11 protein-coding genes are annotated in these 15520 nt (G+C 32.4%); 6 read left to right on the top strand and 5 right to left on the bottom strand.

Features of this window, described 5'->3' with window-relative positions; all coding sequences use genetic code 11:
* Positions 1-19 precede the first annotated feature (19 nt).
* Complete coding sequence (locus tag ACGH80_RS06400; RefSeq protein WP_411630706.1) at positions 20-1165, bottom strand: metallophosphoesterase; 1146 nt, start codon at positions 1163-1165, stop codon at positions 20-22.
* A 72-nt stretch (positions 1166-1237) separates the two neighbouring features.
* Here ACGH80_RS06400 and cmoA point away from each other — a divergent pair, with 72 nt between their 5' ends.
* From cmoA to argE, 4 genes are all read left to right on the top strand, one after another.
* A complete protein-coding gene (cmoA, locus tag ACGH80_RS06395) occupies positions 1238-1969 on the top strand; it encodes a carboxy-S-adenosyl-L-methionine synthase CmoA (protein ID WP_065561420.1) in 732 nt (243 codons plus the stop codon).
* A 37-nt stretch (positions 1970-2006) separates the two neighbouring features.
* Positions 2007-2975 carry a tRNA 5-methoxyuridine(34)/uridine 5-oxyacetic acid(34) synthase CmoB gene (gene cmoB / locus ACGH80_RS06390; protein ID WP_174798179.1) on the top strand — a complete coding sequence of 323 codons (969 nt, stop codon included), beginning with the start codon at positions 2007-2009 and terminating at the stop codon, positions 2973-2975.
* A 232-nt stretch (positions 2976-3207) separates the two neighbouring features.
* The gene (locus ACGH80_RS06385) at positions 3208-9213 is read left to right on the top strand and encodes an alpha-2-macroglobulin family protein (protein ID WP_411630705.1); all 6006 of its coding nucleotides are present in this window, start codon (positions 3208-3210) and stop codon (positions 9211-9213) included.
* A gap of 239 nt (positions 9214-9452) precedes the next feature.
* Positions 9453-10616 carry an acetylornithine deacetylase gene (argE, locus tag ACGH80_RS06380; RefSeq protein ID WP_208610420.1) on the top strand — a complete coding sequence of 388 codons (1164 nt, stop codon included), beginning with the start codon at positions 9453-9455 and terminating at the stop codon, positions 10614-10616.
* A gap of 57 nt (positions 10617-10673) precedes the next feature.
* Here the strand turns inward: argE and rnz are convergent, their stop codons facing one another.
* Together rnz and ACGH80_RS06370 are read right to left on the bottom strand one after the other, a co-directional pair.
* Positions 10674-11591, bottom strand: a complete 918-nt coding sequence (gene rnz, locus ACGH80_RS06375; RefSeq protein WP_065610792.1) for a ribonuclease Z — start codon at positions 11589-11591, stop codon at positions 10674-10676.
* A gap of 6 nt (positions 11592-11597) precedes the next feature.
* Positions 11598-11825, bottom strand: a complete 228-nt coding sequence (locus tag ACGH80_RS06370; RefSeq protein WP_034910542.1) for a YccJ family protein — start codon at positions 11823-11825, stop codon at positions 11598-11600.
* Positions 11826-11898: 73 nt separating this feature from the next.
* Between ACGH80_RS06370 and yaaA the strand changes: the two genes are divergently transcribed.
* Positions 11899-12672, top strand: coding sequence for a peroxide stress protein YaaA (gene yaaA / locus ACGH80_RS06365; RefSeq protein WP_085164083.1), 774 nt, complete (start codon positions 11899-11901; stop codon positions 12670-12672).
* A 7-nt stretch (positions 12673-12679) separates the two neighbouring features.
* On the top strand, positions 12680-13636 hold the full coding sequence (locus ACGH80_RS06360; RefSeq protein WP_034910537.1) for an AEC family transporter: 957 nt from the start codon (positions 12680-12682) through the stop codon (positions 13634-13636).
* A gap of 13 nt (positions 13637-13649) precedes the next feature.
* Here ACGH80_RS06360 and ACGH80_RS06355 read toward each other — a convergent pair whose 3' ends face one another.
* Positions 13650-14561 (bottom strand): carboxylate/amino acid/amine transporter, encoded by a 912-nt coding sequence (locus ACGH80_RS06355; RefSeq protein ID WP_411630704.1) that lies wholly within the window; start codon positions 14559-14561, stop codon positions 13650-13652.
* A 158-nt stretch (positions 14562-14719) separates the two neighbouring features.
* The gene (locus ACGH80_RS06350; protein WP_411630703.1) at positions 14720-15502 is read right to left on the bottom strand and encodes a helix-turn-helix domain-containing protein; all 783 of its coding nucleotides are present in this window, start codon (positions 15500-15502) and stop codon (positions 14720-14722) included.
* Positions 15503-15520: the final 18 nt, after the last annotated feature.

The following is a 15520-nucleotide window of genomic DNA, read 5'->3' as shown; positions in this document are numbered from 1 at the left end:
CCTATTTAGATAAATCTATTTATTGTGTACTTTTTTTAAATACAACATCAATCACCACAATTTCAGAGCGAGTCATTAAGCGAATAGGTGGTCCCCAAAAACCATATCCACTACTTACTATGCTAGTAAAGTTATTATCTTCATTTTGATACAAACCATAAGCGTTTTTATACATTAATTTTTCAATAAGGTTAATTGGAAATATTTGCCCAGCATGAGTATGCCCAGAAATCATTAAATCAACACCTAACTTTGCTGGTTCAGTAAGATCTTTGGGTTGGTGATCTAATAAAATAACGGGTGTATTTTTATCTGCAAACATCATCAAATCAGCTAATTTGGATCTTTTCACATCATAAAGCACAGAAGAAAAATCATCTCGCCCAATTAATGTAATTCCTATATCATCAAGATATACAATATCATCTTTTAAAACCTTCATTTTTGCTTGCTTAAAAGCATTAATAATATTCTCTTCACTATTATTTTGATTTCTAATATTTAAATATTCGTGGTTTCCAAAAATAACGTAGGTACCATGTTTCGATTTTAACTGCTGAAATTGCTTATCAAAACCTAGTTCTGTAAAGGGCGCCAAACGTTTATCTAATGTATCACCTGTAATTACAATAAAATCTGCATTTAATTGATTTACTTTATCTATCATTTGCTGAATAAATCCACTCGAAGTTAATTCATTAATATGAATATCACTAAGCTGCACAATACGCAGATTTTCAACATGAGCAGGTTTATCTATTTTTACTTGATAATAAACGGTTTTCGGACTAATTGCCATTTCATGGCTGTAATAAAATAGTGAAAAAACTAAACTTACATAAACAATTCTAAGCAGTAAGTTAGGCTTTAATTTTTTTTTGCAGAGCAAATAGATCGCATCAAAAAGCAATAAAATAAAAATACTACACAAAAATCCAGCAAAAATAATATTAAAAATCAGAGATAGCTTATTAAAAATACCATCTAATGCCCTAGAAAGCACCAGTGATAATCCAGCAATTGCAACAATTAACCAATAGATGATTTTAGAATAACCAGTAAAATGAAAATTGAACCAAAATGCCCATCGTTTACCTAAATAAGCAATCATTAAAATACTGATCACTATCATCATAAATAAAATAGAAAAATAAATAAAACTCATAATTATCTGAACAATTGAAGACGAATAATGATATGATAACAAAATTATTTTTTTTCGTACCAATAACTTTTTATGGATATTAAAAAAGACCAATTATTCATCACACCTATTGAAAAATTGGGGGATTGGACTTTTGATGAGAAAGTTGCCGAAGTTTTTCCTGATATGGTGCAGCGATCTGTTCCTGGTTATTCTAATATTATCTCGATGATCGGCATGCTAGCTGGAAGATTTGTACAACCTAATTCAATGATTTATGATTTAGGTTGTTCATTAGGCGCTGCTACATTATCTATTCGACGCAATGTCAATCAAGAAAATTGCCATATTATTGCGGTTGATAATTCTCAGCCAATGGTTGAACGTTGTAAGCGGCATATTGAATCCTACAAATCAAGCACACCTGTAGACGTAATTTGTGATGATATTTGCCATATTAACATGCAAAACGCATCAATGGTTGTACTCAACTTCACCTTACAATTTTTAACTCCTGAAAATCGTCAACGTGTTTTAAATAATATCTATAATGCGTTAAAACCAAATGGCATTTTAGTCCTATCTGAAAAATTTAGTTTTAGTGATACCTGCATTGATGAATTACTATTTAATATGCATCATGATTTTAAACGTGCTAACGGCTATAGTGAGCTTGAAATCAGTCAAAAACGTAACATGCTGGAAAACGTCATGCTAACAGATACTATCGAAACACATAAACAGCGACTATCTAAAGCTGGTTTTAAACACATTGACACTTGGTTCCAATGTTTTAATTTTGGATCTATTATTGCCATAAAATAACAGATTAATTTAAGCGTAATTGATAAAGGATAACAGAATGATTGATTTTGGTGATTTTTACCAGATTATCGCAAAAAATAGACTTAGTAGTTGGCTTGAAGTATTACCTGCACAACTCGCAAATTGGCAAAAACAAAACATAGATAGTCGCTTTAATCAATGGCTAAACAGTATTAAACATTTACCATCCATCTCACCTTATCAAATTGATTTATTACATAGTGTCACAGCGAAATCAAAAGAGCCTCTTTCTACGGGTGAACAGCAGAGGATAACACAATTATTAAAAAATATGATGCCATGGCGCAAAGGTCCTTTTCACTTGTATGGAATTGATATTGATACAGAATGGCGTTCAGATTGGAAATGGGAACGCTTAATTAATCATATTGATTGTTTAGAAGATAAAATTGTTTTAGATGTGGGTTGTAACAGTGGTTATCATTTATGGCGAATGATTGGCGCTGGAGCAAAACTTGCTGTCGGAATTGATCCTATGGCGCTTTATCTATGCCAATTTGAGGCTATTCGTAAACTACTAGGTAACGATCAGCGAGCACATTTATTACCACTTGGAATTGAACATCTCCCTAAACTTAATGCTTTTGATACCGTATTTTCAATGGGGGTTTTATATCATCGCCGCTCGCCACTTGACCATTTATTCCAATTGAAGGATCAATTGGTTGAAGGTGGACAACTAGTACTTGAAACTTTGGTTATTGATGGAGAATTACATCAAGCGTTAATGCCAGGTGATCGTTATGCACAAATGCGTAATGTCTATTTTATACCTTCTACTCCTACAATGATTAATTGGCTGGAAAAATGTGGGTATTCAGATGTAAGAATGGTTGATATATCATTAACTAATTTTGATGAACAACGCAAAACTGAATGGATGACATCAGATTCTCTGGCCAACTTTTTAGATCCAGATGATTCAACCAAAACAATTGAAGGCTACCCTGCCCCAATGCGAGCTGTTTTTATCGCAAAAAAATAATAATATAATAAAAAAAGCGTTATTAGCTTTATGAATTAAGGTTCCGCTACAGGTTGCCTTGAAATGTAAAAAATCATAGTATCTTAAGTTATATTTGGTTTATTTTTTAATTGACTAACATCTATCACTAAAAGACAAAAAAAGTGTTGTCAAAAACTTTCAGGTAACTATGTGTTTAAATATAATTATTTTATATAACTCATTAATTTTTTTTAGAAATAGGAAATAAACAATGGAGTTGTTCAAATTTATTTTGCTGTTACCTTTTAATATACTGCAAAAGGCTTGGGAAATAATTAGTACCTTTCTTATTTTTTTATTTATTTTAATAAAAGGAATTTTTTGGCTATTTAGCCCAATTATTGGCGATATTAAATGGTCAACACCAAGTTGGTTACCTGATGCAAAAAGATTTTACTATGCGACAGGTTCTGTATTAAAAAAAATAAAAACTATAATTAGCGCAAGTATTATTTTAGGATTTATTGCTTATTTTTCAGGAAATTATGCCTATCATTGGTATTTAAACCGCCCAAAACCGATTGAATCTGCTCCTATAACGATTGAACCTGCTCCTATAACGATAAATCGTTATGGAACTTATTTACATTCACCAGATACAAGTAATGATATATTATCGATCAAATTTACCGGCCCTAGCCATTCACCAGCACCATTAGATCTAATCGGTAAAGGCGAAATAACCGAAGGTGTTAACATTTTACCAAAAATTGAAGGCAAATGGACATGGTCGGATGGTTCAACAATAAAGTTCATGCCAAAAGATAAAACATGGCCACTTGGAACTAATTATACTGTAGTATTAGATCCCTCAAAATTATTCGCTGAAAATTGTGAACTAATAAGAACTAATAAAACATTTACCTTTACTACTCCTAGCTTCAAGTATGATTTCAAAAATTATGGAGAAGTTTATATAAATCCTACCGAACCCGATATGAGGAATATTATAAATACAATTCAATTTAGTCATCCTGTTGATAGAAAAAGTTTTGAGGAAAATATTATTTTATCGCTTTATAAAGGTGATGTATTTCTAAAGAAGATAGGTTTTACAGTTACTTATGGTGATAACGACAAAATTGCCTACGTAAAAAGTGAACAAATTCCTTTGCTTGATAAAAAGGGTTTTTTATTAATAGCAATTAATAATAAATTTACTTCAACTTTAGGAGGGAATCCATCAGATTTATATATATCTAACACAGTAGATGTGCCTGATAAATATCATCTAAACATTACTAAATCTGAGCTTACATTGGTTGAAAAAAGTAATGAAAAGATACAACAAGTATTAGTTTTATCATTAAGTCATGCGGTTAAATCTGATGATTTATCGAAATCAGTTAAAGTTTGGAAATTACCTAAAAATCCAGAAAGTCCATATAAAGAACGATATTACAGCAGATATTCTAGTAGTTATGAAACAAAACTCAACATAACATCAGAAATACTTAAAAAAGCAACGCCTCTATCAATAAAACCAATTGATACTGAACTTGCTTATCAAAACCAAATTAGTTTTGAATTTAACACAGAACAAAATTCTGAGTTATATATTGAAGTTAATCAACCTTTATCTTCTCAAGAGGGGTATTTTTTAAAACAAGATTATCAGACAATATTAACAGTTCCTAGTTACCCAACTTATCTTGATTTTGCTGCGCCTGGGTCATTATTATCTCTATCAGGCGAGAAAAAACTACCTATAGTATCGCGTAATGTAGAGCAGATGAAGTTAGAAATAGATCGCGTTATCCCTTCACAGCTTCAACATTTGGTAGCTTTTAATCAAAGTTACGAATTTAGCGATATGAATTTTGGCGAATTGGATAATGATCATTTTATTGAAAAATACAGCATAACTAAAGACGTTACAGGTGCTCCTGAAGAAGTTAAATACACAAATGTCGATTTAACTCGTTACTTAACTGCTAACACAAATGGGAATAAGAATCGTGGTGTCTTTTTGTTAAGACTTTATGGAAAAGATAAAAAAGATACTAAATATGAGTTCATGGCTTCACGCTTTATTGTCGTTACGGATTTAGGAATTATCGCCAAAAAGTCACTTGATCAATCCAATGATCTCTTTATTCAATCAATAAGTTCAGGTGCCCCCATTAGCGGTGCTAAAGTTTCAGTTCTAGGCATGAATGGAATTACTATTACGTCTAAAACTACAGATGATAATGGTCATGTTCGTTTTGCTCCATTGTCTGAATATTATCAAGGCATCAAGCCTCTTTTATATGTTGTTGAAAAAGACCGTGACCTATCATTTTTACCAATCAAAAGTTATGAAAGAAATTTAAATCTATCTCGTTTTGATATTGGTGGCATTCGTGAAACCCTTGATGGTGGGGCGTTACGATCTCACATCTTTTCAGATCGAGGTGTTTATCGCCCTGGCGACACATTCCATATAGGTACCATAGTTAGAGCTCAAAAATGGACTAATTCCTTAGAAGGTATCACCGTAGAAGCAGAAATTTACGATCCAAAATCCAATCTAGCACTCAAAAAATCGATTGTACTAAATAAATCAGGTTTTAATGAACTTAGCTATAAAACTAACTATGAATCCCCTACTGGCGATTGGTATATTAATTTATATTTAAAAAATGATGATGAAGAATCGCGAATCCTATTAGGCTCAAGTTCGGTTGTAGTTCGTGAATTTGAACCAGATAAAACTGCTGTTTCTCTTAAGTTGTTGCCAGAAATAAAAGATGGTTGGTTAAAACCTGAAAATATCCAAGCTGAGATTAAAGCCAAAAACCTAATCGGTACTGATGCAACTAATCGTCGAGTCACAAATACATTAATTCTTGAACCATCAACACCTTATTTCAAAAAATATGAAGATTACTATTTCTACCAAAATATTTCTGGTGAAAGAAATAGTTTTAAAGTTGAATTAGATGAAAAAACAACAGATGAAAACGGTATAGTAAAACTCAATCTCAATGACAATATACAAAGCTTTGAAGGAAACTACACGCTAAGAATGTTAACCGATGTTTTTGAGCCTGATAGTGGACGAAGCGTTGCGACAACTGCAAGCACCTTTATTTCACCAAATGATTATTTAGTCGGAGCTAAAGCGGATGGCAATTTAAGATATATTAACAGGGATTCAGTTCGTCATATTGATTTTATAGCGATAAATCCGACTTTAGAAAAAATAGAGTTATCTGATCTAAAACTTGTTTTAATTGAAGAAAAATATCTATCGGTATTAGTTAGACAATCTTCAGGAGTTTATAAATATGAATCACGCCGTAAAGAATCGGTTCTATCTGAACAACCATTTAAGATTAATCAAGATAAAACTAGGTATCAATTAGATAGTAAAAATCCTGGTAATTATATTATTCAAATCAAAAATAATGATGACAAATTACTTTACCAAGGTAAATACTCTATTGTAGGTAAAGCGAATGTTACTCGTAATTTAGACCGTAATGCAGAGCTTTCATTAAAAATTAAAGACGCACAATATAATCCAGGTGATGAAATAGAAGTCTCAATCACAGCTCCTTATGTAGGTAGTGGTATTATTACTATTGAGCGCGACAAAGTGTATGCTTGGAAGTGGTTCCACACAGATACAACAAGCTCAATACAAAAAATAACCCTACCAAAAGACATTGGTGGTAATGGTTATATTAATGTCCAATTTATTCGTGATCCAAATTCAGATGAAATTTTTATGAGTCCACTTAGTTACGGTGTTATACCTTTCAAAATTTCAAATGATCAATTTAACGATAAAATCGTATTACAAGCACCATCACTAATAAAACCAGGAGATACACTACCAATTACTATACACACAAATACGCCACAAAAAGCAGTTGTATTTGCCGTAGACGAAGGAATTTTGCAAGTCTCAAATTATAAACTGAAAGATCCATTAAATAGCTTCTTACGCAAAAAAGCACTATCTGTAAGAACGTCGCAAATTTTAGATCTTATATTGCCAGAATTTCGTCATTTAATAACAGCTTCAGCCCCTGGTGGTGATGGTGATAATGATGATGTCTTATCAAATCATTTAAATCCATTTAAACGGAAAATAGATGAACCAGTAGCTTATTGGTCAGGTATTATCGATGTCGATGGCGATAAAACCATTGAATATAAAGTGCCTGATTATTTTAATGGCAAAATTCGTATCATGGCAGTATCAGTTGGTGACAAAACAATGGGACATACTCAAATGTCAACAACAGTACATAATGATATTGTTTTACAACCTAATGTCCCATATTTTGCTGCACCAAATGATGAGTTTGAAGTTTCACTAAACGTAACTAATCTTATTGAAAATATTGGTGATAAAGTAATTCCTATTAATGTTAAAGTTTCAACCACTCCTAATCTATCAATCACGAGTGATAATAAAAAAACCATCGAATTGGCTAATGGCAAAGATGGGGTTTTAAAATTTAACTTTAAAGCAACAGATCAGCTTGGTAATGGCGATCTTCACTTTTCCGCCAACTATAATGATATAACAATTACTCGTGATATTAGCCTTTCAATACGGCCATTAACTGAATACAGATTAATCACAAGAATGGGAAGAATGGCTGATCATAAACAAACGTTTACTGATTTTAGAGACATGTATAATAATTTAAGTAAACGTGAAGCTGCTGCAGCTTATTCACCATTCATACTAAGTAAAGGCCTAAGTACCTATTTGCAGGATTACCCTCATTATTGCTCTGAACAGATTGTTAGTCGCGCGATTCCTATTTTGATCGCTAGTAAATATAAGGAATTTGATCTGGCCTCAAAAGAAGGAATAGCTCCATTATCAGAATTATTCCAAGTGCTGCAATCTCGCCAAAATAGTGAAGGTGCAATTGGTTTATGGTACTCAACTTATAATGTTGATCCATTTATTACATTATATGCAGTAAACTTTATGCTTGAAGCAAAAGAAATGGGCTATCAAGTTCCCCAAAAAATGCTTGATAATGCTAATAAATATTTGCAAACAATTGCTGAATCTAGTGATACTAGTACTTATGGTTTAAGAGTACGTGCTTATGCTATCTATTTATTAACAAGGCAAAATCAAGTTACAACAAGCTATTTAGCCTCTACCATTAGCAATCTTAATCGAAAAGATGATTCATGGAAAAAAGATATAACAGCAATGTATTTAGCTTCATCATATAAAATGTTAAAGATGGATAAAGAAGCAAATAAATTAATCAAACCTGTTTGGCAACAATTAGAAGCTGCATATGATCGTGCTTGGTGGCTAAACAACTATTATGATCCACTGGTCGTTAATGCAGGAAAAATCTATTTAATTAGTAAACATTTTCCTGAAAAAGCAAAAGATATTCCTGCACAAGCATTAGAAAATATGGTTATCATGCTAAATAAACAAAAATATACTACTCAATCAGCAGCAATGACAATATTGGCTTTAAGTAGTTATTCGCAGAGCATTGAACAATCAAATTTATCTAAAGATACTCTTGAAATTAATGCAATATCAAAGGATGCAGAAAAACAAAGAATTATTGCAAATTTAAGTGGAATTTTAGCTAAAGGCAAGTTTAATGATCAAGATGCACAATTAAGCATAACTAATAAATCAAGCTTACCTGTTTGGTATATGCTGTCTGAACAAGGTTATGACAAAGATATCCCTAAAGAGCCAATTAAAAGGGGGCTTGAAGTATATCGTGAATTTACTGATCTTGATGGCAAACCTGTTGAACAAGTCAAACTTGGCGATAAAATTAACGTAACAGTTAGAATCCGAGCACTAGCAGATGAAGGTGCAACTAATATTGCCATTGTTGATTTACTACCAGGTGGTTTTGAAGTAGTACAACAACCAATAAATTCTCAGGAAAAAGATTATGACGAATATATTCAAGATAATGAAGAATATGATGACTATGAAGAAGATGATTATGATGAAAATTATGGCTGGATTTCACCAATTAGTATAAAAACAGGAAAATACACTTGGTATCCTGAATATACAGATGTACGTGAAGATCGTGTTATTATTTATGGTTCAACTTATAATAATAAAATACAAGAATTCACCTATCAAATAAAAGCAACTAATGTAGGAATCTATAGCATTCCACCTGCATTTGGTGAAGCAATGTATGATCGTGATATTCAAGCCGTATCAAAAGGTGGGCAAAAGATAAGAATCATCCCACAACAATAGTTGTTTTTACAGTTAATCAATCACTGAAACGGGCTTATAGCCCGTTTTTATCAAAGATAACGATAATAATAAAAAACATATTCTAAACCTTGCTTTTAATATTCAAACGATTAAATTAATTTTATGCTTAATATAAAACAGAAAATGAAACAATAAGGTTATTGATAGGCAAATGAAAAGGTAAATGCTATGCTTATAGCATTATAAAATAATATATTTTCGTTTAACATTTAAAGGTAATTTTTATGGCCCTACCGTCTTTTTTAACAATATATAACGAACTAATTTCAATACCAACAATTAGTAACGTTACTAACAAGAAATTAGATTATTCTAACAAAGCACTCATCGACAAGTTAGCCTGTTGGTTTGAAGATTTAGGTTTTGCTATTGATATCCAACCTGTTCCTAATACTCGTCATAAATATAATATGTTAGCTACTTATTCAAATACCGAAAATAAAACCCAAGGTGGTTTATTGCTAAGTGGACACAGTGACACTGTTCCGTTTGATGATGGGCAATGGAGTAAAGATCCCTTTAAATTAACGGAAGAAAATAATAAGTTATATGGACTTGGCACCGCTGATATGAAAGGCTTTTTTGCCTTTATTTTAGATGCGCTGCGTGATATTGATCTTAAAAAGTTAACTAAACCCATTTATATCCTTGCCACCGCCGATGAAGAAACTTCAATGGCTGGTGCCGCATTTTTTGCGAAGAATACTAAATTACAACCCGACTGTACTATTATTGGCGAACCAACATCGTTAATCCCCATCAGAGCACATAAAGGATTTATCTCTAATTCCATTAAAGTCATTGGTAAATCAGGGCATTCTAGCGATCCCGATAAAGGTATTAACGCTATCGAAGTGATGAATTTAGTCATTGAACGCTTGTTAGTACTAAAACAAAAATTTAAAGAACAATATCATAATGACGGGTTTAGCGTTCCTTACCCTACTCTAAATTTAGGTGTTATTCACGGGGGGGATGCGGCCAACCGTATTTGCGGTTGTTGTGAGCTAGTGATTGATATTCGTGTATTGCCCGATAACGATGTTGATTCACTTTATCATGCGCTTTGTGAAGCACTGCAACCCGTTATGGATAAATATCCAAATCGAATTGCTATAGAATACGAAGTTGCCCCAATTCCGGGCTATGAGTGTAAAAAAGATCATCCAGCATTACAACACATTGAAAAATTAGTCGGTCATAGTGCGCAGACTGTCAACTACAGCACAGAAGCCCCCTACCTAAACCAAATTTCACCAACGATTGTATTAGGACCTGGTTCAATTGAACAAGCACACCAGCCCGATGAGTTTATTTCAATGGACTTTTTAAAACCAACTAAAATAGCAATAGAACAACTAATTAAGGATTTTTGTCTTTAATCTGTTTTTTATTCGCCGATAAAATAACCTCGGCGAAATTTTATAAAATAAATCTAACTAAATGGAAAAAGTTGCAAAATCGGTAGCGATTTCAGTATTTGCAAAAACACTTTTTGCTTCATTAACTAACTTTTTATTGTTATTCAAATTATATCTTGGGCTTATATGAGTCATTATAAGTCTTTTGGCATTAGCTTGTTTGGCAATCGTTGCCGCATGTACAGTGGTGGAATGACCACGTTCAATAGCCTTATCAACTAAAGCATGTTCTTGGGTTGCTTCATGAACAAGCAAATCAACATCATTAGCAAGATCAATTGAGGTTTGGCAAGGAATAGTATCACCTAAAATTGCTAACTTTCGGCCCTTTTTAATTTGACCTAAGTAATCTGTGCCATTAATTATTCGCCCATCATCAAGTGTAATTGTTTTACCATTTTTAAGATCGTTATAAAAAGGACCAGCCTGAATATTATCTTGCTTTAATTTATCGATATTAAGCTGAGCTGGTAGATCTTTTTCGATAATACGATAACCAAAACACGGCACACGATGTTGTAATAATTTTGCTTCTACTTGAAACTGATTATCTTCAAAAACGGTACAATTTTCTTCAAGCTCAATGATGTTAAGAGGATAGGTTAACCAAGAATAACTAATTTCAATAACAGTTTCGATAAGGATTTTAATTCCTTTCGGAGCGATCAATGTTAAAGGAGATTGATTCTGCATCAAGGAACGGGAAGTTAAAACACCTGGTAGTCCAAACAGATGATCGCCATGTAGATGTGTTAAAAAAATGATCTCAAGTTTAGCAAGACTAAACTTGGCTTTTTGCATTTGCATCTGAGTTGCCTCACCACAATCAAAAAGCCAGAACTTACCCCGCTCTTGCCTAAGATCCAATAAAATACTGCTCACATTACGTTGTAATGTTGGGGAACCAGCACTTGTCCCTAAAAAAGTCAAATTCATAAAGATTTAAACATTTTTACGTTCAATAGTCTGTTCACCCCAGAACAACTTATCCGCTTTGGTTTTAGAAAACGCAATTTTCAACACTTCATCACTGCCTTCTGACCAAATTTGTTCGGCAAGTTTTTCATCATGGTTAGCTAGCTCAAAAATAGCCTCAGCAATTTCAATCGAGGTTTCACGAACAGAAGCCCAAGATTTAATATCATGTATTTCTTTTTTATCGATGTTCATTTTGCTACTCCTTTGAGTTGAATTAGAGGTAAAATAAACCTATTTACTGCAAAACACAATAGGCTAAATACGTATGATAACAATTATTTCTCCGGCGAAAACTTTGGATTACCAATCTCCATTATTAACCCAAAATTACACACTTCCTCAATTTATTGACTCAACTAAAAAACTTATTCAAGATTGCAAAAAACTAAGTGTTGAGAATTTAGCTAACTTAATGTCTATTAGCAAAAAATTAGCCGAACTTAATTATGAGCGATTTAAAGATTGGCATAGTGATTTTAATCTTGAAAATGCAAGACAAGCTATACTTGCTTTTAAAGGTGATGTTTATGAAGGATTACATGTTGAAGATTTTACTGATAAAAATCTAAAGTTTGCACAATCCCATTTAAGAATATTATCAGGTCTTTACGGTATTTTAAGACCACTTGACCTAATTCAACCTTATCGGTTAGAAATGGGGATCCGCTTAAAAAATGGTAGTAACACTAATCTTTATCAATTTTGGGGCGATAAATTAACTCAACACCTTAATAGTGAACTAGCCAAAACATCACATCGCACATTAATCAATTTAGCCTCAAACGAATATTTCAAAGCGATCAAACCAAAACAATTAAATGCAACTATAATTCAGCCTATTTTTTTAGATCAAAGCAAAGATACCTATAAAGTTATCAGTTTTTATGCAAAAAAAGCACGCGGACTAATGAGCCGATACATTATAAAAAATTGCATTGAAAAGAGTGACGATATTAAAAGTTTTAATCTAGAAGGCTATCAATTTGATTCGAAACGATCAACTGACTTAGAATGGTATTTTATACGCAATCATCAATAAAATAATAATGATGGAATTTCTTACTACATTATGGGCACAGTTTTTATCTACTTTGCCTTTATTTATCTTAATTTTATTAGGATATTTAGCTGTTAAAATTGGTCGTTGGCAAAAAACTGTGACCGACAGCTTAACCAAATTTACCTTTTATATAGCGTTTCCGATTATGCTGTTTCAGATCATGAGCCACTTTTCTGAACAGTCACAGATCGATATAAAAGTGTTATTTGTCTTTTTTGGTGGATCATTTATCGTCTTTGCGTTTGGTTGTTTGGTTGCATCAAAATTATTTAAATTAACAGGTTCAGAAAGTACACTTTTTGCTATGGGTGGTATCTATACTAATACCGTCTTTGTTGGCATTCCCATCATCAAAATGCTACTTGGCGAGAAAGCAATCCCCATTGTAGCCATTATTGTTATATTTAACGCTCTGATTTTATGGACACTTGCTACCGTATCAATTGAATTTGTTCAAATGGGTAAATTTTCTGGACGGAGCTTTATCAAAGCATTAAAAAACGTATCAAAAAATCCTATTATTATAGGTATTTTCACTGGGATTGTCGTAAATTATATTGGATTACCTATGCCCAAATTTATCAATCAGTCAACAAAAATGGTCAGCGATATGACTGCACCACTTTCATTAATTGTGCTAGGTATGGGACTGGCTGAATATAAAATTCGCGACAAATTACTTATTACGACCTCTATCTGTATTTTAAAATTAGCTGCATTGCCAATTGTTACTTACATTATGGGTAAACTATTAGGTTTACCAACTTTGGAATTACAGGTAGTGGTATTACTTAGTTCGGTTTCAATTGCAATAAATTGTTATATGATGGCAAGACAGTTTGAAGTGTTACAAGGACCTATTGCTTCAAGCTTACTAATATCAACGACGCTGTCTTCTATTACAACGCCGCTAATTTTATCGATTATGACACATTTACCTTAACTGCTTATTGTGCTTAACTCAATGATCGATTTTTAATTTTGTAGTGTAGCAATAGTGCCAACACAATAACTACACTACCTAATATAAAGCGTAACCAGTCTAATGATTGATGCCAAATAACCACATTCACTAAAATCCCTGTTGGGATAACCACATTATTCATAATAGCTAAAGTACCCGAATCAACTTTTGTCGCGCCAAAATTCCATAAAAAGTAACACACACCAGAAGCCACTATTCCAAGCCAAATAATAATTCCCCATTGCAAATTAGTTGTTGGTAATTTTGATGCATCACCAAACAGCAGCCAGCCAAAGCTGGCAACAATCACAGCTCCAAAATAAACCCAAGCAAAAGCCTGATGTTGAGGCATTGGATAAACCTCCATAATCCTTTTATACCCTACTTGACCTAAGGCAAAAACAATATTAGCCCCTTGAATTAATAAAAAACCAATAATAAAGTTTGCACTAATATGATCATAACGAATAATAGCGGCACCAATAACGGCTATTATTGCCGTAAAAAGGTAACTCAATCGTAATGGATGACGTTGCAGTAAATCATAAATAACCGTGACATAAATTGGTGTAAAAATGGTAAACAACAGCACTTCAGGTACTGAAATATATTGGAAGGAATTATAATAAAAAAAGTACATAACCCCTAATTGACAAGCCCCAACCCCCATTAAAAGAAATAGGGTTTTAAGCTTAATATTTCTAAAGTGTAAAAAAGGCAAAAAGGTAATAAATGCTAACACAACACGCATAACCACAGCAAACCAAGTATCAACCTGTCCACTGATATAAACACCAATAAAACTAAACGAAAACGACCAAATAATTGTCACAAAAATAAGATAAAGCATAATTGATGAATATAAAAAATAACTAGATACAGATCGTATCAATTGGCTTAACACTTGTAAACTTTATATCATAAAAATTGATTACTATGAGAAAATAATTGACAACCTGTAAGAACAATTGTCGCTATATACAGTAATTTGAGAAACCACGGTAATGAACACGCATAAAAAAATTTAATAAATAAAATTAAATGTTAGTGATAAAAAATTGACTAACGTAGCCTCTTTGGTGAAAAACCAAAACGTTGTTTAAAGTAAAAAGCAAAACGAGAGCCTGATTCATATCCCACTTCTTGGGCAATTTGTAGGATCGTTTTTTGGGTAGTTTGTAACAGCATTAAACCAAAATTCATTCTTATATCTAAGATAATTTTGGATAAATTATATCCTTCTAAAGCAAGATGTCGTCGTAAAGTTGATTCGCTCATAGCAAATTGTTTAGCAATTTCTGCTGCCTGCCACTTTTTGTCTGGCTGCTGGTTAATAATTTCGCGAATTTTTTGGCTAATTTTTGGGTTATTATTCAGGGGAAAATACACACCAAATGCAGATAATCTAATTAATAATTCAATAAATAAATGTTTAACAAGATTAGAATTGCATTGGTTATGTGTCAATAATTCTGTTTTAATCTGTATCAATCGAGTAATAAAAGTTTCAGGTAATATTGTTTCAACTTTAATTTTTTTAAGAATTTGACTACTCTGATAAAGATGAGATAAAGCAAATTGGTCTAGTAACTGTGCATGCCAAGAATAACAGATGGCTTGATAATCCTTATCATCAATATAAAAATTATTGATATTCATTAAATTACCTGCTGGAATTAGGACTAATTGACCTGTTTTTACCTTAAAATATTCGCCCTCACATTCAATCTGTTTTTCGCCATTTATGACATAGACAATCATTGGATCATTGCTTTGAATCTGCTTTAGGGTTTGATTACAACGTTGTGTTATATAAGTCACTCGACCAATTGAAGCAAAATCCATAATCCTAATAGCCTATTA

The organism is Gilliamella sp. BG1, assembly GCF_046635625.1.
GTDB lineage: Bacteria > Pseudomonadota > Gammaproteobacteria > Enterobacterales > Orbaceae > Gilliamella > Gilliamella bombi.
Note: the sequence above shows the minus strand (reverse complement) of the source record. Positions and strands in the feature narration are given on the sequence as shown.